The 20519-nt window shown below is 66.9% G+C and carries 22 protein-coding genes; 12 read left to right on the plus strand and 10 right to left on the minus strand.

All coding sequences use genetic code 11. The features are described from left to right. The first annotated feature begins 71 nt into the window (after positions 1-71). The 4 genes from ACZ1DY_RS30935 to ACZ1DY_RS30950 all read left to right on the plus strand — a co-directional run bounded on the left by ACZ1DY_RS30935 (position 72) and on the right by ACZ1DY_RS30950 (position 3583). Positions 72-998, plus strand: coding sequence for an ACP S-malonyltransferase (locus tag ACZ1DY_RS30935; protein WP_465481752.1), 927 nt, complete (start codon positions 72-74; stop codon positions 996-998). Next, positions 995-1978 (plus strand): beta-ketoacyl-ACP synthase III, encoded by a 984-nt coding sequence (locus tag ACZ1DY_RS30940; protein WP_125692366.1) that lies wholly within the window; start codon positions 995-997, stop codon positions 1976-1978. Before ACZ1DY_RS30935 ends, ACZ1DY_RS30940 begins: the two co-directional genes overlap by 4 nt. Positions 1979-2046: 68 nt before the next feature. Then, positions 2047-2292, plus strand: coding sequence for an acyl carrier protein (locus tag ACZ1DY_RS30945; RefSeq protein WP_004559006.1), 246 nt, complete (start codon positions 2047-2049; stop codon positions 2290-2292). A 40-nt stretch (positions 2293-2332) separates the two neighbouring features. Further along, entirely contained in the window at positions 2333-3583 is a 1251-nt protein-coding gene (locus ACZ1DY_RS30950; protein WP_034311114.1) for a beta-ketoacyl-[acyl-carrier-protein] synthase family protein, read from the plus strand. Between the two features lie 85 nt (positions 3584-3668). Here the strand turns inward: ACZ1DY_RS30950 and ACZ1DY_RS30955 are convergent, their stop codons facing one another. The 6 genes from ACZ1DY_RS30955 to ACZ1DY_RS30980 all read right to left on the minus strand — a co-directional run bounded on the left by ACZ1DY_RS30955 (position 3669) and on the right by ACZ1DY_RS30980 (position 9257). Further along, entirely contained in the window at positions 3669-3887 is a 219-nt protein-coding gene (locus ACZ1DY_RS30955) for a hypothetical protein (protein WP_465481753.1), read from the minus strand. Continuing rightward, the gene (locus ACZ1DY_RS30960) at positions 3884-6244 is read right to left on the minus strand and encodes a cation-translocating P-type ATPase (protein ID WP_465481754.1); all 2361 of its coding nucleotides are present in this window, start codon (positions 6242-6244) and stop codon (positions 3884-3886) included. Before ACZ1DY_RS30960 ends, ACZ1DY_RS30955 begins: the two co-directional genes overlap by 4 nt. Positions 6245-6309: 65 nt before the next feature. Beyond that, a complete protein-coding gene (locus ACZ1DY_RS30965) occupies positions 6310-6903 on the minus strand; it encodes a hypothetical protein (RefSeq protein ID WP_465481755.1) in 594 nt (197 codons plus the stop codon). A gap of 42 nt (positions 6904-6945) precedes the next feature. Next, complete coding sequence (locus ACZ1DY_RS30970; RefSeq protein ID WP_091599164.1) at positions 6946-7449, minus strand: DUF3145 domain-containing protein; 504 nt, start codon at positions 7447-7449, stop codon at positions 6946-6948. Between the two features lie 1269 nt (positions 7450-8718). Continuing rightward, positions 8719-8871 carry a hypothetical protein gene (locus tag ACZ1DY_RS30975; RefSeq protein ID WP_465481756.1) on the minus strand — a complete coding sequence of 51 codons (153 nt, stop codon included), beginning with the start codon at positions 8869-8871 and terminating at the stop codon, positions 8719-8721. A gap of 17 nt (positions 8872-8888) precedes the next feature. Then, positions 8889-9257: a recombinase family protein gene (locus ACZ1DY_RS30980; RefSeq protein ID WP_465481757.1), complete on the minus strand. Its 369-nt coding sequence runs from the start codon at positions 9255-9257 to the stop codon at positions 8889-8891. A gap of 146 nt (positions 9258-9403) precedes the next feature. Here ACZ1DY_RS30980 and ACZ1DY_RS30985 point away from each other — a divergent pair, with 146 nt between their 5' ends. Together ACZ1DY_RS30985 and ACZ1DY_RS30990 are read left to right on the plus strand one after the other, a co-directional pair. Then, on the plus strand, positions 9404-10573 hold the full coding sequence (locus tag ACZ1DY_RS30985) for a hypothetical protein (RefSeq protein ID WP_465481758.1): 1170 nt from the start codon (positions 9404-9406) through the stop codon (positions 10571-10573). Positions 10574-10582: 9 nt separating this feature from the next. Then, positions 10583-11173: an NUDIX hydrolase gene (locus ACZ1DY_RS30990; protein WP_465481759.1), complete on the plus strand. Its 591-nt coding sequence runs from the start codon at positions 10583-10585 to the stop codon at positions 11171-11173. Here the strand turns inward: ACZ1DY_RS30990 and ACZ1DY_RS30995 are convergent. Both ACZ1DY_RS30995 and ACZ1DY_RS31000 read right to left on the minus strand, forming a co-directional pair. Further along, positions 11117-12253, minus strand: a complete 1137-nt coding sequence (locus tag ACZ1DY_RS30995) for a tetratricopeptide repeat protein (protein ID WP_465481760.1) — start codon at positions 12251-12253, stop codon at positions 11117-11119. The two genes, ACZ1DY_RS30990 and ACZ1DY_RS30995, sit on opposite strands and share 57 nt — an antisense overlap. A gap of 182 nt (positions 12254-12435) precedes the next feature. Beyond that, positions 12436-12816 carry a helix-turn-helix domain-containing protein gene (locus ACZ1DY_RS31000; protein ID WP_465481761.1) on the minus strand — a complete coding sequence of 127 codons (381 nt, stop codon included), beginning with the start codon at positions 12814-12816 and terminating at the stop codon, positions 12436-12438. A gap of 167 nt (positions 12817-12983) precedes the next feature. Between ACZ1DY_RS31000 and ACZ1DY_RS31005 the strand changes: the two genes are divergently transcribed. The 6 genes from ACZ1DY_RS31005 (at position 12984) to ACZ1DY_RS31030 (ending at position 17236) form a co-directional block, all read left to right on the plus strand. Beyond that, a complete protein-coding gene (locus ACZ1DY_RS31005) occupies positions 12984-13178 on the plus strand; it encodes a helix-turn-helix domain-containing protein (protein WP_465481762.1) in 195 nt (64 codons plus the stop codon). Then, positions 13175-13495, plus strand: a complete 321-nt coding sequence (locus ACZ1DY_RS31010) for a WhiB family transcriptional regulator (RefSeq protein WP_465481763.1) — start codon at positions 13175-13177, stop codon at positions 13493-13495. Before ACZ1DY_RS31005 ends, ACZ1DY_RS31010 begins: the two co-directional genes overlap by 4 nt. Beyond that, positions 13492-13827 carry a hypothetical protein gene (locus tag ACZ1DY_RS31015; protein ID WP_465481764.1) on the plus strand — a complete coding sequence of 112 codons (336 nt, stop codon included), beginning with the start codon at positions 13492-13494 and terminating at the stop codon, positions 13825-13827. The genes ACZ1DY_RS31010 and ACZ1DY_RS31015 overlap by 4 nt, the downstream gene beginning before the upstream one ends. Further along, positions 13824-14570 carry a hypothetical protein gene (locus ACZ1DY_RS31020; RefSeq protein WP_465481765.1) on the plus strand — a complete coding sequence of 249 codons (747 nt, stop codon included), beginning with the start codon at positions 13824-13826 and terminating at the stop codon, positions 14568-14570. Before ACZ1DY_RS31015 ends, ACZ1DY_RS31020 begins: the two co-directional genes overlap by 4 nt. Continuing rightward, positions 14560-16791 (plus strand): FtsK/SpoIIIE domain-containing protein, encoded by a 2232-nt coding sequence (locus tag ACZ1DY_RS31025; protein ID WP_465481766.1) that lies wholly within the window; start codon positions 14560-14562, stop codon positions 16789-16791. The genes ACZ1DY_RS31020 and ACZ1DY_RS31025 overlap by 11 nt, the downstream gene beginning before the upstream one ends. A gap of 277 nt (positions 16792-17068) precedes the next feature. Then, positions 17069-17236 (plus strand): hypothetical protein, encoded by a 168-nt coding sequence (locus ACZ1DY_RS31030; RefSeq protein WP_465481767.1) that lies wholly within the window; start codon positions 17069-17071, stop codon positions 17234-17236. Between the two features lie 90 nt (positions 17237-17326). Here ACZ1DY_RS31030 and ACZ1DY_RS31035 read toward each other — a convergent pair whose 3' ends face one another. Further along, positions 17327-18898, minus strand: a complete 1572-nt coding sequence (locus tag ACZ1DY_RS31035) for a recombinase family protein (protein ID WP_465481768.1) — start codon at positions 18896-18898, stop codon at positions 17327-17329. 63 nt (positions 18899-18961) lie between these two features. Next, positions 18962-20434, minus strand: coding sequence for a S8 family serine peptidase (locus ACZ1DY_RS31040; protein WP_465481769.1), 1473 nt, complete (start codon positions 20432-20434; stop codon positions 18962-18964). Positions 20435-20519: the final 85 nt, after the last annotated feature.

A 20519-nucleotide genomic window follows, 5' to 3' on the forward strand; every position in this document is an offset into this window, starting at 1 on the left:
ACAATTACGTCGGCCGGACTTGGTGAGCGTCGGCATCACGACCATGGTGGCCGAGAGTGTTCTCTAATGGGGTGACAGTTGCAGTCCTCGCCCCCGGTCAGGGTTCCCAAGCCCCAGGCATGCTCTCCCCTTGGCTCGAGCTCGACAGCGCCCGCGCGCGCGTCGAAGCCTGGTCCGAGCGGGCCGGTCTCGACCTCGTCCGCCTCGGCACCGAAGCGGACGCCGAAGAGATCCAGGACACCGCGATCACGCAGCCACTGATCGTGGCGCTGTCACTGCTGGCGTTCGAGCACCTTCAGCGTGAGGCCCCGGTCGCCGCGGACGCGCCGGTCGCCGGTCACTCCGTCGGCGAGCTGGCCGCCGCCGCCGTCGCCGGGGTCCTGAGCCCCGAAGACGCCGTCGCCCTGGCAGCCGTCCGCGGCGCCGAGATGGCGAAGGCGTGCGCGCTGGAGCCCACCAGCATGGCCGCGGTCATGCTCGGCGACCCGGAACAGGTCGTCGCGTGGCTCGAGGGCCACGGCCTCGCCGCGGCGAACCGCAACGGCGCCGGCCAGATCGTCGCCTCCGGTGCCGCCGGCGCGATCGAGAAGATCGTCGCCGAGCCGCTGGAGGGCACGAAGGTCCGCGCGCTCAAGGTCGCGGGCGCGTTCCACACCGCCTACATGGCACCCGCGCGTGAAGCGCTGGCGGCCCACGCTGCGAAGATCACCCCGGCGGACCCGACGCGTCCGCTGCTGTCGAACGCCGACGGCCAGGTCGTCACCAGCGGGGCCGAGTACCTCGACCGGCTGGTCGAGCAGGTCACGAACCCGGTGCGCTGGGACCTGACCATGGACGGTCTGGTCTCCGCGGGTGTCACCTCGACGCTCGAACTTCCGCCGGCGGGCACGCTGACCGGGCTGGTCAAGCGGCAGCTCAAGGGAACCGTGACCACCACGATCGCTCTGAAGACGCCTGCCGAGCTGGCGAAGCTTCAGGGGCAGGAGGACGCTTCGTGACCGACCGATCCACTTTGCGGCAGGCGCCGGGCGCCGCCGGGACCCGCATCCTCGGTGTCGGGAGCTTCCAGCCCGAGAAGATCGTGACCAACGACGATCTCTCGAAGATCATGGACACCAACGACCAGTGGATCCGCGAGCGGGTCGGCATCATCGAGCGCCGGTTCGCCGAGAAGGACGAGTCGCTGGTCGACATGGCGGTCAAGGCGGGCACCGCCGCGCTGGCCGACGCCGGCGTGGACCCGTCCGAAGTGGACACGGTCATCCTGCCGAACTGCACGATGCCCACCCAGATCCCGAACGCCGCCGCGCAGGTGGCCGACCGGATCGGCATCACGCATCCGGCCGCGTTCGACCTCAACGCCGCCTGCGCCGGGTTCTGCTACGGCATCGGCGTCGCCTCGGACCTGATCCGTGCGGGCAGCGCGAAGAAGGCGCTCGTCATCGGCGCCGAGAAGCTCACCGACCACGTCGACCCGGTCGACCGCGCGAACGCGATCATCTTCGCCGACGGCGCCGGCGCGGCCGTGGTCGGCGCGGCCGACACCCCGCAGATCGGCCCGGTCGCCTGGGGCAGCGCGGGTGAGCACGTCGACCTGATCTACATGCGCGACGACAAGTGGATCTACCAGGAGGGCCAGTCGGTCTTCCGCTGGGCGACCACGCAGATCGCGCCGATCGCCATGCAGGCGCTGGAACTCGCCGGGCTCGAACCGTCCGATGTGGACGTGCTGATCCCGCACCAGGCCAATCTGCGCATCGTCGAGGCCATCGCCAAGAAGCTGCGTGCCAAGGGCGCCCGCGAGGACATGGTCGTCGCCGACGACATCAAGTACTCGGGCAACACCTCGTCCGCGTCGATCCCGCTGGCGCTGGACCACATGCGCAAGGCCGGGACCGTCAAAACGGGCGACGTCGTACTCGCCGTGGGCTTCGGGGCCGGACTCTCCTACGCGGGCCAGGCCTTCGTCTGCCCGTGATGAATACTTCCCCCGCGGGCACCGTGTCCGCGGGGCAGCCGAAAGCATCACCGAGAAGGGAACAACCAGTGGCAGACAACGCAGAGATCCTCGCCGGCCTCGCCGAGATCGTCGAAGAGGTCGCCGGTGTGGCGCAGGACGACGTGACCGCCGAGAAGTCCTTCGTGGACGACCTCGACATCGACTCGCTGTCCATGGTGGAGATCGCTGTCCAGGCCGAGGACAAGTTCGGCGTCAAGATCCCGGACGACGAGCTGGCGAACCTGAAGACCGTTGGCGACGCGGTGAACTACGTGTCGGCCAACTCCAAGTAAGTCCGACTTCTTGATTGGCGCCGACCTTGGGGAGACTCCAATGAGCAACATCGACGTCGTGATCACCGGGATGGGCGCGACCACGCCGCTCGGCGGGGACGTCGCGTCCACGTGGGACGGCCTGCTCGCCGGGGCGAGCGGGATCCGCCGCATCGAAGCCGACTGGGTCGACGAACTCGAACTGCCGGTGAAGATCGGCGCCATGCTCGCCGTCGACCCGTCCGAAGTCCTGCCGCGGGTCCAGGCCCGGCGGCTGGACCGCTGTGAGCAGGTGGCGCTCATCGCCGCCCGGCAGGCTTGGGCGGACGCGGGCTTCGAGCAGCCGACCGACGAGCATCAGGATGTGGAACCCGAGCGCCTCGGGGTGACCATCGGTACCGGTGTCGGCGGTCCGGTCACCCTCATCTCCCAGAACGACCTTCTGCACAAGCAGGGACTCCGCAAGGTCTCCCCGCTGACCGTGCCGATGCTGATGCCGAACGGCCCCGCCGCTCACGTCGGGATCGACCTGAAGGCGCGTGCCGGTGTGCACTCGCCCGCGTCGGCCTGCGCGTCGGGCGCGGAAGGTATCGCCGCCGGCTACGAGATGATCCGCTCGGGCCGTGCCGACGTCGTGGTCGCCGGTGGTGCCGAATCGTGCATCCACCCGATCACGCTCGCCGGTTTCGCCCAGGCGCGGACGGTGTCCACGCGCAACGACGACCCGACCAAGGCGTCCAGGCCGTTCGACGTGAACCGTGACGGTTTCGTCCTCGGCGAGGGCTCCGGCGTCGTGATCCTGGAGCGGGCGGACCGCGCCAAGGCCCGCAACGCGCGGATCTACGCGCAGCTGAGCGGGTACGGGATCACGTCGGACGCGTACCACATCACCGGCAACCACCCGGAGGGCGTCGGCCAGATCGCCGCCATGCGGCAGGCGATGACGATGGCCGGGGTCTCCCCTGCCGACGTCGGCCACGTCAACGCGCACGCGACCTCGACGGTCGTCGGCGACGTCGGCGAGGCCGCGGCGATCCGCAAGGCCATCGGTGAGCACGTCGTGGTGACCGCCCCCAAGGGCGCGCTCGGCCACCTGGTCGGCGGTGCGGGCGCGGTCGAGGGCATCGCCACGATCCTGGCGATCTACCACGGTCTCATCCCGGCGACGCTGAACCTCGAAGACCTGGACCCGAAGGTGCAGCTCGACGTCGTCTCCGGTGAGGCGCGCAAGGTCGAGCTGGGCGCGGCGATCAGCAACTCGTTCGGTTTCGGCGGGCACAACACGGCGCTGCTGTTCACCCCGGCGGCCTGATTTCAGTACGTGAAGGCCCCCTTCACCGCGTCTAGCGCAGTGAAGGGGGCCTTCACGTATTTTTGGGTGGCGGCTTACTGTCCGCTCACCGAGCCAGGCGTGTCGCGAAAGCCACTTTCGGGACATCAGGTGTCTCGAAAGTGGCTTTCGCGACATCCCGGCCACGCGACTGCGGACGCGGTGTTGCGAAAGCCACTTTCGCAACGTTGAAGGTTGCGAAAGTGGCTTTCACAGCGCGCTCTTTGCCATCCGAGGCGGTTCCGGAGGTCATGAAGGCGCGTTCCTTCGGGAACTCCCCGGTCACGCCTCCTGACGCTTGACCAGATGCCGCCCGATCCACCAGGCGGCCTCCACCAGCACGATCCCCACCCCGGCGCAGGCGAACGCCGACAGCGTGTACGCGCTCACGCTCGGGTCCAGCGCGAAGAACTTCTGCGTGAACGGGATCAGGAACAACGCGAGCGTCAGCACGACCATCCCGCCGATCAGCAGGATCTTCCACCACCGGTACGGCCGCGCGACGATCCCGAGCACCCACAGCGCGATCGTGATGAGCGTGATCAGCGCGGTCGTGCCCGCCTGGATCTTGTCCAGTTCGGACTGTCCGGATCCCTTGTACACCAGCAGGTAGCTCACGAACGTCGCGGTGGCGATGACCAGCCCGGCCGGGACGGCCATCCGCATCACCCGCCCGACGAAGCCGGTGCGGGCGCGTTCGTTGTTCGGCGCCAGCGAGAGCACGAAGGCGGGCAGGCCGATCGTGAACCAGGCGGTGATCGTGATGTGCCGCGGCAGGAACGGGAACGGCACCTGCGCGATGCCGACCATCAGCGCCAGCAGTACCGAGTAGACCGTCTTGGTGAGGAACAGGTTCGAGACGCGTTCGATGTTGCCGATCACCCGCCGCCCTTCGGCGACCACGTGCGGCAGGGTGGCGAACTTGTCGTCCAGCAGCACGATCTGCGCGACCGCGCGGGTGGCCGGGCTGCCGGCGCCCATGGCGACACCGATGTCCGCGTCCTTCAGCGCGAGGACGTCGTTCACGCCGTCGCCGGTCATCGCGACGGTGTGCCCCTTCGACTGCAGGGCACCGACCATCGCGCGTTTCTGCAACGGCGTCACGCGGCCGAAGACGGCGCGATCCTCGACGGTGTCGGCCAGCTTCTCCGCGTCGTCCGGCAGCTTCCGCGCGTCGATGGGCTTGTCCGCGCCCGGCAGGTCCAGGGTGCCCGCGACGGCGCCCACCGAAATGGCGTTGTCGCCGGAGATGACCTTGACCGCGACGTCCTGGTGCGCGAAGAAGTCCAGTGTGTCCTTCGCGTCCGGGCGGACCTTCTGCTCCAGCACCACGAGCGCGACCGGTTCGATCTCGCCGGGTCCTTCGGCCGCGTCGACGGCCCGCTCGGCACGGCCCAGCAGCAGGACCCGCAAACCGCGCGAACCGATCTTCTCGGCCTCCGTCCGGTGCTCGCCCTCGGGCAGCAGGACGTCGGCCGCGCCGAGCACCCAGTCGCCGTGGCCGTCGAACGACGCGCCGCTCCACTTGCGCGCCGAGGAGAACGGCATGGTCGTGGAGACCCGCCAGCCCGGATCGGTCCGGTGCGCCTCCGCGATCGCCTGAAGGCTCGCGTTCGGGCGCGGATCGGCGGCGGCGAGCGCGGCGAGCACGTCGTCCACCGGACGGCCCGGCGTGATCTCCCGGACCTCGGACAGCCGCATCGCGTTCTCGGTGAGCGTGCCGGTCTTGTCCGCGCACACCACGTCGACCCTGGCGAGCCCTTCGATCGCCGGGAGTTCCTGGACCAGGCACTGGCGTTTGCCCAGCCGGATGACCCCGACCGCCAGCGCGACACTGGTCATCAGCACCAGGCCCTCGGGCACCATCGGCACGAGCGCCGCGACCATGCCGCGCAGCGCGTCCGGCCACGCCTGGTCGCCCGCGAGCTGGTTGTAGATCGTCAGCGCGCCCGCCGGGATGAGCAGGTACGTGATGAATTTGAGGATCTTGTCGATGCCCTGGCGCAGTTCCGACTTGACCAGGGTGAACTTGCTGGCCTCCGCGGCCAGCTTCGCCGCGTAGGACTCGTCGCCGATGATGTCCGCGCGGTAGGTGCCGCTGCCGGCGACGACGAAGCTGCCGGACAGCACCTTGTCGCCGGGCTGCTTGACCACCGGGTCGGATTCACCGGTCAGCAGCGATTCGTCGACCTCCAGCGCGTCGGCCGTCAGCGCCGGGCCGTCGACGACGATCTTGTCGCCGGGCCCCAGTTCGACGAGGTCCCCGAGCACGACGTCTTCCGGGGCGATCTCGCTGCTCCGCCCGTCACGGCGGACGGTGGGCTTCGCCTGCCCGACGATCGCGAGCCGTTCCAGTGTCCGTTTCGCCCGGAGTTCCTGGATGATGCCGACCGCGCTGTTGACGATGATCAGACCGCCGAACAACCCGTCGATGAAGTAGCCCGTCGACAGGATGAGCACGAACAGCACGCCGTAGATCGCGTTGATCCGGGTGAAGACGTTCGCCCGGATGATTTCGCCGGTCGTCCGGCTGGTCTTCGTCGAGACCGTGTTGGTCTGGCCCGCGGCCACCCGCTGGGCGACCTCTTCGCTGGTGAGCCCCCTCGAGGCGTCGGCCAGCAGGGCCGGCTGATCAATTGCCATGCCCGCGACTCTATTCCGCCCGGCCCCCGCCCGCGTCAGCCTCGGGGACCATGTCACCCCTTACTTCAGCATCTTTCGTGCTCGGGGTTGGTCCCGCCGTCGGTCGTGTCGACCCGCCACGACCCGCTCTCCAGCCGCAGCGGCAGCACCAGCCGCCAGCGGATGCACCCCTCCGGCAGGTACAGCGGCGCGTCTTCGACGTCCTGCGTACTGGTGAAGGCGACGAGCACCCGGAGTGTGTTCGGCGTGCCCGGCTCGACGCGGTAGACGAGGATGCTGCCGTCCCGAGTGGACTGGTAGTCCTTCCTCCACTCGGCCGCGGTCTTGGTCTTCGCCCGCTCGCGGCTGACCACCGATGTCCACTTCGGATAGTCGCGATCGTTGATGGCGTCGAAATACCCCTGCAGCACCTGCCGGACGTTCTGGTACTGCGGATGCGCGAAGACGTCCGGGGTCACCTCGACGACGGGCGAGCCGGGCTGCTGCTCCGGGGCGACGGACGTCGGAGACTCGCTCACGACCGGCTCGGACGGCGCGGCCTCCGGGCGCGTGTAGAGATCACGTGCCAGCAACCCCACGCCGACGGTCAAGGAGATCACGACCACGAGAACGGGGATCAGCCACCGCTGGCGAGAGAGGGGGCGAGGCTGGGCGGTCACCCTGAAAGGTTAGCCGCCCGCCTCTTCCGTCATCACCGGCGTCTACCCGACTTGGTGCAGCCAGGTGACCGGGGCACCGTCACCGGCGTGCCGGTACGGTTCGAGCGCTTCGTCCCAATTGGCGGCGAGGAGCTCGTCAAGCTTGTGCGCCAGCGATTCGCCGGTGCGGACCTTGCTCACCAGGGCGCGCAACTGGTCCTCGCCCACGACGATGTCGCCGTTGGCACTGGTCCTGCCGTGCCACAGGCCGAGGCCCGGAGCGAAACAGAACCTCTCCCCGTCGACCCCCGCACTGGGCTCTTCGGTGACTTCGAACCGGATCATCGGCCACGCCTTGAGCGCGGACGCCAGCTTTCCGCCGGTGCCCGAAGGCGCACGCCAACCACATTCGGCGCGGAGCTGTCCTGGACTGGCGGGCTGCGCCGTCCACTTCAACTCGACTCGGGCACCCAGGGTGCCCGAAATGGCCCACTCGACGTGCGGACACACCGCAGACGGCGACGAGTGGACGTACACCACGCCACGGGTGTTGCCACGGGTGCTCACTGCTGACCTCCGCTACTCGACGAGGGGCGTCTTCCCCTACGACCTCGCGAGCTGCGCTGGTCAGGTGGCTCGTGCCGCCTCCCGGTACGCGTGAGCACATTGTGCACCCCAACTGTGCTGTTTGGCCACATGAACACCACAAGTCGCACCTGATTGGGACGCACGACTCGCGTGAAGGTCGCCGCCACCTCACCGCGGGCACGGCCGGAGGGATCCCTCACGCGGGTGTTCAAGTGAGCGGCGGGGCGTGCCCACCTTGAAGTACATGAAGGCCCCCTTCCTGTACCTAGGCGCAAGGAAGGGGGCCTTCATGTACTGGGGAAGGTGTGAAGGGCGAGTTTCCTCGGCTCAGCCGAGGGAAGGGGGCCTTCACGCGCGGCCGCTGTGCCCGTTGGTGCGCCTGGGACGAGACCGCCCGGGCTCAGGTTCCGTCAAGGCCTCCTTGAGGGACTCTGGGTCCCTCAAGGCGACTACCGTTTTGTTTACCTACTTGTGACCAGCAGCGCAGGTGTCCGCCTGTATCCCGCCGCCGTAGGGACAGGGCAGCGCAACGAGGAGCCGCCCGCGTCTGATTGCTGAGCAGACGCGGGCGGCTCGACCCTGGGGTCCCGCTGGTCGCAGGTGGATCATTGCGGGGGATAAGGACTAATGCCCGCTCACCACCTTGGATTCCGCCTGGTTTCTGGTGGAGGCAACCAGGAGCGGCGACTTTAACGACCATCGGGGAGACTAAAGGGAGTGGTCGGTGCCTCTTCTTTGCTGATTTCGGGTACACGTGTGCGTGTAGTATCTAGGGCGCTTCACAGGTGGCAACCTACCGGACCGGCTACCTTCCTGGAGTGGATCCGGCTTCAACGGTCCGCACTGAATCTTTGGCATTACTTGTGTGTCCTCGTTGGTCAACTCTCGTTCGATGCGCTTCCGTATTCCAGATACGGAACGCTGCTCGTGGTGCTGGAGAAACTTTCGACGTCGGCGGTTGCTTAAGTGCTCGTTCAGTAGCCAGGCAAAGAAGGCAATGACAGGTACTGCTATGACCACGAGCGAAAAGATTCCCCAGCCGACCATTGAGGCTACTCCGTCTCTTGTAGGTCGGCGTGTTCGTGAAGAAGTTTGGATAGCTCGTTTAGCAGGACTGCGTATGCTCGCTGTTTTTCGGGTGTCATCCTGCCGAGCATCAAGGCATCGGCGATTGTCCCAGCTTGGGCAGCTACCGCTTGAAGCGACTCGATTAGCGCCTTAGTGTCGTCATTCATTGCGGAACTGCTACTATCCTTCGGCATTTTTGTCGTTGTCCTCGATAGTCATTTCTAGCAGCTTGTCTATAACTGCCGCTTTCTTGTTGTCGCCCGCATATAGAGCTTCAAGTGAGGCCGCAGCGGCCTGTAGCTCTTGCTTGGTCGGCTCGCGGTCTTTTCCCAAGGTTTGCCAACCCCTTCTTATTCGATTGCTGTTTTGAGTCGCATTGCCAAAACCTGGGCGCGGGCTTTAAAGCTCAAGTGCTCCAACATTTGATCTTGCAGTAGTACATTTTGAGCAAGATGACGGAGGCTTGGCACTACGACGTGATGTGCGTTGGTTCGAACTAGTTCGGCCACCAATTCATCGAAAGCTTCACGTGATCCACAATGAAACTCGAAAAAGAAGCCGACGAATCGGAGACCGTTATTCTCGGCGAATGTGACCACTTGGTTTTCGAGTTTTCGAACCTTGTTGTCTGGAACGTCGCAAGGAACCCGCATGTAGCCGTAAGCGCGCGGTGTCGTCGCCGGGCTATCGAGAACCGCCGTTGACCTTGTGTCGCTCATGATCAGTCCACTCGACCTGTCGTCTTGGCCAGCCGTAACGACTGGATACGCCGAGATCAGCGTCCCAGATACACTGATTTCGGCGGAGGCCATCGCTGGGCCAGCTGCGGGCCATGCGAGGGCCACAAGGCGAAAGGGGTGCAGGCATGGATAGCGAGAAGCAGTCACGTCGCCCGCACACGGTGCTTGAGCAACTGATTTGGGATCGGCGAGAGACGTTCGCCGAGTTCGCCGAGTTCGCAACGAGGTTCGCCAAGGAGTGCGGCGAGCCTGGCACCCTAAGCGTGCGACACGTGAAGCGGTTGGCATCCGGGAGGGGCGACGGCGGTAAGCCGCTCGGGCGTCCTCAACAGCCAACCGTCAGGCTCCTGGAACGGATCTTTGGCGTCGGGATCGATGACCTACTCGTACCGCCTCGGGCACTTCCGGAGTCGTCCGACGAAGATGCCGAGTTCCGCGCGCTGCTGCGGGCGTCTGGCCGGATCGATGGTTCCGTGCTTCAACTCCTACGCGATCAGTTGACCATGACACGGAGGCTTGATCGGCAACTGGGCGCCGTACTCGCCCATGATGAAGTGGTCACGAAGGTCGGGCAGGTCGGCAGGCTTATGGGACACAGCGTCATGCCGACGACACGCGAGGAACTGGCGGCCTTGCTCTCCGAGTTGAGAACGCTCGCCGGGTGGCAAGCGCTGGACCTCGGACATGTGGCGCAATCCTGGCGGCACTACGAGGACGGCAAGATGGCCGCCCGGGAATCAACGAACCCAGCGTTCGAGGCGCACACCAGCGCGGGACAAGCTTTCGTGTTGCTCGACTTCGGGAAGACGGCATCGGCCGTCGAGTTGATGACGAGCATTCGTCAACGGGCTGACAGGAAGACTGATCGGCCGGTTCGGGCGTGGCTTGCTGCTGCGCACGGCGAGACGCTCGCCGCTGATGGACAACGTTCTGAGAGCCTTCGCGCGTTCGATCACGCCGCAGCGTTGCTCCCGGATGACGTTGGGCAGGATGATGGGCCGTATCTCGCCCTTGATCCCGTCCACCTGGGCCGCTGGCGCGGTCACGCTCTCGCGAGAGTCGGTGAGCCGGAAGCAATTGACGTGCTCAGTGACGCACTTGCTCGTCTTGACCCCACGTTTGTTCGCGCGGAGACGGCGTTGCGGGTTGACCTGGCGACGGCGTTTGCCGCGATCCGTGAGCGTGATCAAGCTCATGTGCACATCGGACGCGCGCAAGCGCTCGCCGCTGATATCGGCTCTGCGCGGCAGAATCGCCGACTTGAACAGCTAATGGCACGCGTCGGTTCACGCTAGGCTCCGTGCGTGACTGGAGATGTTGGGTCCTGGAAGACCTTTGGTGAGCGGACCGTCTATGACAACAAGTGGGTACGCCTCGGGCTGACCGACGTTCAGGCGCCGAACGGCGAGCGCTGGGAGTACCACGTTGTGCACCTGGCACGCATCGCGATCGGGCTGATCGTGGACGATCAGGATCGCGTCTTGATGTTGTGGCGCTACCGATTCGCCACGGACCAGTGGGGCTACGAACTACTCGGCGGCCTTGTCGAAGACGGTGAGGAACCCGCCGCGACAGCCGCCCGCGAGATCCGGGAGGAAAGCGGCTACCAGCCGACCGGCGAACCGGAACACCTGATCGGCTTCGAGCCGCTACCCGGGCAGGTCACAGCACAGACGGACGTCTACTTGTGGCGGGCCGCCGAGAAGGTAGGCGAGCCAACGGATACTGAGGAAGTTGGTCGGCTTGAGTGGGTTCCCCTCAGTCGGATTCCGGAATTGGCGCAGCGTAGGGAGATTCTCGGCGCTGGCGCCTTGGTTCCGCTGCTGTACTACATCGCCTCACGCAATGTCGCTGACGGTGCTTCCGGGCAAGATCAGCCCACCGAGACGGCGTAGTTGCCGATCTGACTTGATCTGCGCGGCGAGCCGCCGCGCCTGCCGTGCATAGTCGAGTGAAGCATCTCGGTCGCCTGCCGCCGCGAAGGCGAAAGCTAGGTCCACCAACATGCCAGTCTTGGCGCGGATGAAATCCGGCGGCAGGCGCGGTAACGCGTCAGTGAGACGCTGGATCGCGTCCGGCTCGCCGAGTTTGCTCAGCGCGTTGCCGCGCCATCGATCGAGGTGTGCTCCCCCGAGGAATAGGAAGGGCAGAGCCGGGTCCACGGGGTCGGAGGGTAAGTGGCCGTCCGCCGAGTCGAACGCACGTAGCGCGTCGTCCCTCTGGCCCGCCGCCGCGAGTCCTTCCCCGTGTGCCGCCGCCATCCAAGCTCGCAGGACTGGCGGAGCCGTGCGGTCGGCAAGCGCGCGTGCTTCGGCGAGTTGTCCGACGGCCGAATCTACCTCGCCGAGGTCAATCAAGATGAACGCCTGTTGCGCAGTCGAGTGCGCAAGCAAGAACGGTGACCCCGCTTCGCGGGCGGCCGCCTTCGCCGTCTCGTGGTGCTCCCACGCCTGCCTGATCGCGTTGCGGTCGAGAGCTTCCCAACCGGCGAGCGCCGATGCCTCGGTAAGGACTCCGGCGAGTGCTTGGCGTTGACCGTGCATCGTGCTGAATCCAAGCAGGCTCTGTATCTGCTCGATGTTGCTGCGTAGCTGATCCAGTAGTGCTACGCCGCCGAACCGTCGGTCCACGTGCCGAGCTTGGTCAACCTGCCGCTTGAAGATCTCGACTGTCTCGGCGTCAACCGAGCGTGCGAGCGCGAGTCGCGAGATCAGTTCGTCTGCCTCGTCGTTCACTTCCTCTTCGGGGAAACCAAGTTCTTCGTTGGTGCGGCCGTAGACGTCGCGGAACAGACGACGGTAAGGCTGGCTGACGGTCTCGCGGCCGTTCTCCCAACGGGACAGTTTGGTCTTGAGGCTCGTTGCCGACATCACGGGAACGGCCAGACTGTCGGCACGTCGCAAGAGCATCTTTATGACGTCCTCGGCCTTGTAGCCGAGCTGCCTGCGTACGGCTTGAAGCCTCGTCTCAGCCATCGGCCGCCACCCACCGATAACCGCGTTGAGCTGCGTAGTTAATCGCAGTTAATGGTTCCGCGGTTAACCTCAGCCACCTGCGCAGAGGTGCCTTGCTGCCGTTTCCTTGAGGCATGAAAAACACCGAGAACTCGCCGGCGATCTGGCCACGAAGGCAGTCGACGCCGCTCAGCATTGGACCCCTAGTTTCCGTTCGGCCGACTCAGCACGTCGGCAATTTCTGCCCGCAGGGCAGTGAGCTGTTCAGTGACGTCCGTGAGGCGTCGCTCAATGACGGCCAGTCGTGCCGACACTGCGTCTTCCATATCCTCACGCGGTTGACCCGGCGCGGGGGGAATCCGACCGTGCAGCACCGCAAGCAGGTGTTGCGGGTGCAAACCGAGCGCCAACGCCAGAGCTTCCAACGTCCGGTCACTTCGCTTGCGCTCCACGGTGTGGTTCTGGATCTCGCGAACGATCGCCTGGGAAACCTGCGAGCGTTCCGCCAGTTCGCGTTGTTTCCATCCGAGCTCGTGAACGCGCTCGTTGATGGCCTTCGCGACCGCCGCCCAATCTTCCGACACCCATTCCTCCGTGGTCCGCCTCAGCGCCGAGATTAGCGCTTCCTGGTTTGCGCGGCGGCGAGATCGACATCGCGTCGCGCATTCGGACCACTCCCACGCCTCAAGGCGACTAAATCAGCTCAAAATATGCGATGAAATCATCGCAATTGACTTAAGGACACAAACTAATGACGAACAACTTTCCTGCCGCCGGTGACCCGGCGTTCTACTCCTTGGCCGATGCCGCGTGGATTCTCGGTGTCGACCGCAATGAAGTTCACCGCGCTATCCGTGTCGGCACGCTGCGCGCCGTGCGTCGACGTTCCAAGCTCGTGATTCCCGCCGCCGAACTGCGGCGTGTGCTTGGCGGTGGTGCGCGATGACTGCGAACGAATACACGGAGATGGCTGCTCAGCTTGACCGGTTGTCCGCTGTGCCGGATGACGTGTTGTCCGATGTGGTGGCAAGGGACGGCCTGTGTTTGTGGGCGTTCGATCGGAGCGACTTCCCCGAGGGTGAGACCGGCAGGGCGACGGCGGCACGGATGTGCGCCGGGTGCCCGGTGATCGATGAGTGTCTGGAACTCGACTTGCGCACGGCCGGTGAGAACACGGTCGGGGTGTGGGGCGCGTTGCCGGATACCGATCGGCGGGCGCTGCTTCCGGTGTGGCTGCGTCGTCGGGGTGGTGAGGCACGATGACTGTCTCTCTGACGACGACACAGATCCTGGCCGGGGCTGGTGTCCTGGTGCTGCTGTTCACGGTCTGGCGGGCCAGTGCCCGCAAGGCACGTGAAGCTGCCGACGCGGCACGGGCTAGCGCCCGGGTGGTGTCGCTGGCCGGACGGGTGCTGTTCACGGGCGCCGCGTTCGTGGGCGTTCAGTGGCTCGTGATCACACACCCCGGTAGCCCACTGCTGCTTCTGGTAGTGCTGGCGGTGCCGGACCTGATCGCGGCGCATGTCCTGACGCGGGCGCTGACCGTCACGGGAGTGGACACCGTGCCGAGGCGTCGGGGTGGTGGTCGCCGATGACCACGAACGCTGATCGGTTGGCTCGGGACGCGGCCGACGCCGCCGAGGTTCGGCGCTGGCAGTCCCACCCGGACGTGATCGCGTGGCGGGTGGAACGGGTCCGCCGTCAGGTGGACCGGTTGTGCTGGTCCGGGATCGTGCTCGGGCTGGCGTTCACGACGGCGAACGTTCAATGGTTCGCCGCCGCTGGCGCCGAGGTGGGTTCGCTGCCATGGCTGACGGCGTGGCTGCTGGACCCGACCGTGTGCCTGATCCTGCTGGCCATCCTGCGGGCCGAACAGATCACCGCCCGGTACCAGGTCCACACCGGACGGTGGGTGCGTGCGGCGAAGTGGCTCACGCTGGCCGCGACGTATGTCATGAACACGTGGTCATCGTGGGCGGCCGGTTCGCCTGCGGGGGTGGTGCTGCACTCGGTGCCCCCGGTGGTGGTGTTCGTGGCCGCCGAGGCGGTCACCGACCTGCGGGACAAACTCACCGACGCGGTTCACGTCGCCGTCTCCACGTCCATGAACCGCACGGAGGTTCATGAACCGGCCGCGACCGTGGCCGAGGTGGCGCGGCCGGAGCGGCGGAAGCTGTTCGCCGACTATCTGGCCGACGCGCGGGCGGCGTGGTCGGCGGAGGTGGCGATCACTCCGGCATGGGTGCGGGAAGCCACCGGGTGTTCGCGTGGTCTGTCGTCCCGGCTGGCCGCCGCGCTGGCGGCCGAGGTGGCCGAGGGGGTGCGCCATGACCAGTGATCTGGAGCGTGCCGGGTCACGCGACGTCGAACACGTCGGCCCCATCCTCGATGGGGAACTAGTCGACGACACGTTGCCGCAGCCACGGCGGCGGACGGTGCGGCGCAGTATCGGCCGGTGGTTGCGTCGGGTGTGGCAGTCCGCGCCGGTGGTGCGGGCGCGGTCGCTGGCCGCGTACCGCGTCCGGCAGGCTCCGCGCGATGTGGCGCGGCTGGTGTGGTTCGTGGCGCGCGGCGTGTGGCGGTGGCTGCTGAAATTCTGGCAGTGGGCCACGTATGCCGACCTGCGGGCGGACGCGCGGCGGGCACGGCTGGCAGGCGACGCGGAAGCACGCCGCGCCGCGCAGGAGTTGATCCGGTCGGATGCGACGGCACGGTGGGCGAAACTCGGTATCGCCGTTCGGCGGTTCGTGATCGCGGTGCGGGTGGCCGCGCCGGTGGTGGCGGTGTTGTGGGCGGTGGCCGCGTTCATGGAACGGGCGGACATGTGGACGTGGCTCGCCGAGGTCTACAACGGACTCGACGCGGCATGGTCGCTGCTGGTGTTCCTCGGGCCGGTGGTGTTGTGGGCGTTGCCGTTGGTGCTGGTGGTCGCGGCCGCGTTCGAGGGACGTGACCGCACGCCGGGCGCGGGCTGGCTGGTGCGGCCGGACCGGGACGACGCGGATTCGTGGATTGACGAACGGATGATCTCGAAAGCGTTGGCACATCTCGGTATCAGCCCGTTGAACAAGTTCTATAAGGACGGTGGCGAACTCGACTACCCCGTGCCACCACGCACGGACGGGGACGGCACGTTCGCGCAGATCCGGTTACCGCTGGGCGTGACAGCCGACATGGTGGCCGCGCGCCGGTCGAAGCTGGCGGCAAACCTCGGGCGGTCGTCGCTGGAAACCTGGCCCACCAAAGGAGAAGAGGACGGAATCCTTGATCTGTGGGTCGCGGACAAGGGCATCCTAGGCCGCGGCGTCGGCGAATGGCCCTTGGTCCACGATGGACAGGTCGACCTTTTCGAGGGTGTCCCGTTCGGACTGTCGCAACGCGGGCTGGTCATCAACGCGCCGTTGCTCGGGGTCAACTGGCTGGTCGGAGGCCGCCCCGGGCAAGGGAAATCCTCGGCGCTGCGCACGCTCATGCTCGGCGCGGCACTCGACCCGACGGCCGAGTTGTGGGTGTTCGTGATGGGCGAGTCCCCGGACTTCGCGCCGTTCGAACCCCGGTTGTCCCGCTACCGCATGGGAATGGACGACACCGTCGCCGAGGCGGCGACGCAAGCACTGGCGGACCTGCTGACCGAAATGGAGCGACGCGGCAAGACGCTCGGCGAACAACCCGGGCGGCCGCCGAAGGTGTCGCGCAAGCTCGCCGACAAACGCGCGTTGGGCTTGCACCCGCTGGTGTGTGCGATCGATGAGTGTCACGAGCTGTTCCAGCACCCCAAGTTCGGGAAGCGGGCGGCGGAGCTGGCGGTGCGGCTGATCAAACGCGGCCGCAAGTACGGCGTCGTTCTCTTGCTGGCCACGCAGTCGCCCACAAAGGACAGCATTCCCCGGGAGATCACGCGCAACATCTCCTGCGGCGTGGCGTTCTCCGTGGCCGACCAGGTAGCCAACGACGGGTTGTTGGGTTCGGGCCGGTACGCGGCCGGTATCCGAGCGACCGACCTACGGATCAACCGGGACAGGGGAACCTGTGTCGCGGTCGGCATCACCGATGAGATTTTCGAGTTGGTGCGCACGTTCTACGTGCCGTTCGAGGATGAGGCCGACGACGTGACACCGGTCATCGCCCGCGCCATGGCGTCCATTGAGGACGCTGGGCGGGCAGTAGAGACAGCGGAGCGAATCGAGATTGAGGCGGCTCCAGTGGATCACCTCGCCGACATTGCGCACGTGCTCGGCGGTGAACAGCGCGTGCGGACACAGACCGTGCTCACCCGCCTTACCGAGTACAACGCGGACGAGTACGAACCGTGGGCGTTCGCCGACCTGAAAGCAGTGCTGACCGACCACGGGCAACGGCTCCGCAAGGTGCGCGGGCTCATGTACATCCACGCCGACGACGTGGCCGCCGCCCGCCGACAGGCACGCGGGGAGGCAACGGGGGAATCACCAGGGACCGGGGGAGTTCTCCCCCTAGCCTCCCCCGCCGAAGATCCCTCGGTTGACCAGGGCAAACACCACGAGGGGAGGCGGGGGAATGCCACCACCGACGACCCGTAAACCGCCGGAAACCAGGGGAATCGGCACCACACCCGGAGCCTCCCCCCGCGCCCCCCGACCAGCCACCGCAGACACCCGCCGGAAAGGCAGCGACCATGACCACGAACACGACACGCCCGAGGACAGCCGAGACAGCGGGGGCGGCCGACAGGACGCCTCGAACGGTGACCGCGCGGACAGCCCGCAGGACGCAGACCAGCCAGACACCGACGCGCCCCGGGACGGCGGGCAGGGCACCGCCTCGGCGGGCGCCGAGAGGGCCGTAGGCGGCTCCGCGTTGAAGACGGAGGACAGGAGCGCGGACATTCCCGTTTCGCGGATCAGTGAGGAGTCCCGCGCGTACTGGCGTCCGATCGTGGCCAGTATGGAACCGATGAGCGGCGAAGATCTCGCCGACGTCGCCGCCGTCCTGCGCCGTATCGACGCCCGCACAACAGGACGGTGAGGAGACCAGTCGTTCACCGGACGCAATAGGGAGACGGGGCCGGACGCGCATTGCGTCCGGCCCCGTCTCCCTGCTAACGGATAGAGCCGCTCAAGCGGTGGCCGTGTTCCCCTGTTGGGCGTTCCACGCCGCCACGACTGCCGCGAACTCGTCCGGGCCTAGCTTCCGCAACCGGGTTCGGTCGAACACCCGCTTTCCGGTGCGGCTGCTGGGAAGCACGACCAGTTTGTCATTGCCGATCGCGCGCGTGAGCATCGCGCGGCATTCCTGGATATCCCCGGTCTTCCAGTCCTTTTCCAGTGTCGAGGCAGCCTCTGCCTGTGTCGGCCCGACTGTCGTCACACTGGACAGCGCGTCACGTTCCGCCGTCAACCGAGCCAGATCCGCCGCCAACGGCTCGTTCATGACGTCGAACGCCTCCATCGATATCTTCCGCTTTCCGAGACGTTCGCCGATCCCCGCCTGAAGACCCTTCACCTCCGTGATCTCCTTCCGCAGCGCTTCCAGGCGAACACTGGCCTGCGATCGCAACGCCGACACCTGCGAGGCGTGCCGTTCGTCGGACAGCCGTTCCACCACGAACGTCAACAACTCGTCGTCGACCGCGCGACGGTCGACGAACACCGTTCCGCAGCCGCGCCGCTGCTTGGGGCAGAAGTAGGTGGAACGCGGCGTGCCGTCCTCGTACGTCCTGTCATTCGTCGTGCGGCCGGTGAGCTTCCCACCGCAGACCCCGCACCGCAGAATCCCCGTCCCGACATACGAGCGGCCAGCCACCCGCCCCCGCTTGCGCCCGGCGAACAACGCTTGCAGCCGGTCATAGGTGCGCTGGTCCAGGATCGGCTCACCCTCCAGCTTCCCCACGATCTTCCCGTCGTGGACCAGGTACCCGCCCAGCGAATGCCGCTTCATCGTCGGCAACACCGTATTCGGAACCCACGTCAGACCCGTGACCGAGAGCAATCCGCGCTCGTTCCACAGGTCGGCAACCTTGCTCGCCGAACCGTCCTCGGACAACAGCAGTGCCGCGCCGTCCCGCAACGCCTGCCGCTCACGTTCGACCAGTTCGGCGGGTACGTCCGGACGGTCGGTGTTCGTCTGCCCCTCGCCCGGGGTCCACCACGTGTCTTTGCCGGGGAACCCGAACCGGCGCGTACCGCCCGTCTCCCTGCCCTGTGCCCGGAACGACTCAAACCGCCGCTTCAGCCGCCGCGATGTGTCATCACTCGACCGTGCCGCGTGCGCGACCTCAATCCGCAGAATGAACCGGTCATCCGGGTTAGCCAGATCCCGCTCACCGTGCGCCGAATACACCTTGTACCCGTTCTCCGCGAGATCGATCAACGCTTCCAGATCGCGAGGCTGACGGAACAAGCGGTCCGTGTGCCACACCACGCACCCATCCGACTCACCCGACTGCACACGCTCCAACAGCCGTTCCCAATCCGGCCGCCGGACACCGCGCTTCCACGCCGAGAGCCCGTCCGACAGCTCAAGACCCAGCACACCGCCAACCCGCTTGATCACCTTCGCGTTGTCGGCGTGCTGCGTCTCAACCTTCTCCAACTCGCCCGTCTCCGGGACCTTCGACAACCGGCCATACGAGTCCAGAACCGGCCGCCGTCCGCCCTGACCAGCGCTAACCTTGTCGTCATCACCCATGCCAACGACAGTAGGTCAACAAATCAGCAGTCGCCAAGGAGGCCTTCACGGACTTGAGACGACTCAACCCTGGGCGCCGAGGGACTTCGCCGCGGCGAAGGTGTCCACCAGGCCGGTGCCCTTGTCGAAGCTCGACGTGTACGGTCCCGCGGCCACGTACGGCGAGCCGTTGGCGAACTTGTACGCCGTGCCCTTGATCGCGGCCTCGATGTCACCCGGGCTCGCGTTCGGCGCGACCTGGAACAGCTGCGCGACGATCCCGGCGATCTGCGGCGCCGCCATCGAGGTCCCGCTGATCACGTTGTAGGTGCCGAGGTCCAGCAGCCCCGGTCCGTTCTTGGGCTGGAGGCCCTGCGTGCAGATCGGCTGCGTCGGACGGCACGCCGAGAGGATGTTCTCCCCCGGCGCGGAAACGTCGGGCCAGCTCGCCTGGTCGGCCTTGAGGCCGCGCGAGGAGAAGTCGGAGACCGTGCCGTCGCGGGTACCGGTGCCCTGGTCGTTGAACGACGCCGCGGAGAGCACGCCCGGCGTCGGGTCCTGTCCCGGCGGGTTGGAGAGGTTCGCCGAACCGTCGCCGCCGTCGTTCCCGTTGGCCCACACCGTGACGACGCCTTCCGCGGCGAGCGCGCGCTGCAGCTTCACCGTCGCCGAGTTCGGGTCGAAGGCACCGCCGCCGCTCGGCCCGTAGGAGTTGTTGGTCACCTTGATCGGCGGGCACACCGACGCCGCGACGCCCGCGCCACAGGGCGCCTTGTGGTTCTCCAGCACCCAGTTCAGCGCCGCGTCCGTGCCGAGCACGAGCAGCGCGGCCCCGGTCGAGACCGAAACGATCTTCGAGCCCGGCGCCGAGCCGCCGACCTCGGTGCCGTCGGACAGTTTCAGCCGGTTCCCGGCGGCGATACCGGTGACGTGCGTGCCGTGGCCGCCGAGGGAGAGCGTGTCGGTGTCGACGGAGGTCGGGACGTCGACGATGCAGTTCGTGGCGGTGCCGTTCAGGCAGAGGCTCTTGAGGTTGCGCACGACCCGCGTCTTGCCGTCGGCGCCTTTGAACGCCGGATGCGTCGGGTCGACGCCGGTGTCGATGACCGCGACCGTGACGCCCCTGCCGTCGACGGGCGCGCCACCGGCGTCCTTGAGCTGCGTCTGGGTCTGGAGGCTTCGCGTCGCCGTGGTGCCGGGGCTGCCGTGCGCCTTGAGCTTCTCGTTGCCTTCGACGTAGGTGACCCCGGCGGCCCCGCGGACCGCGCGCACCTGGTCCGCCGTGCCCCGGACCGCGACGACGCCGATCTTCCCGAACGAGGTGATCTTCTTCAGCCCGGCGGTGCGCGCGGCGCGTTCGGCGGTGGCGATGTCGTCGGCGTGCACGAACGCGGTCACCCCGGTGGCGCCGGTGACGGCCGAGAGCAGCCGGGAGAGTCCGGGGGCGACGGGTGCGAGCGGTCCCGCGGCCTGCGCGGGAACCGTCCCCGCGGCCGGGACGGCTAGCAGGGCGACGACGAGTGCTGCACGTCGACGCCAGTGGCGAAATGCGGCCATGGTGTTTCTCCTGGTGACAGGGGGCAGGGAACTGTCACCTACCAACGAGTACCACCCGGACGGGTGACGGTGCTCACGCGCATTA

The sequence above is a fragment of the Amycolatopsis sp. PSD-21 genome (assembly GCF_055561455.1).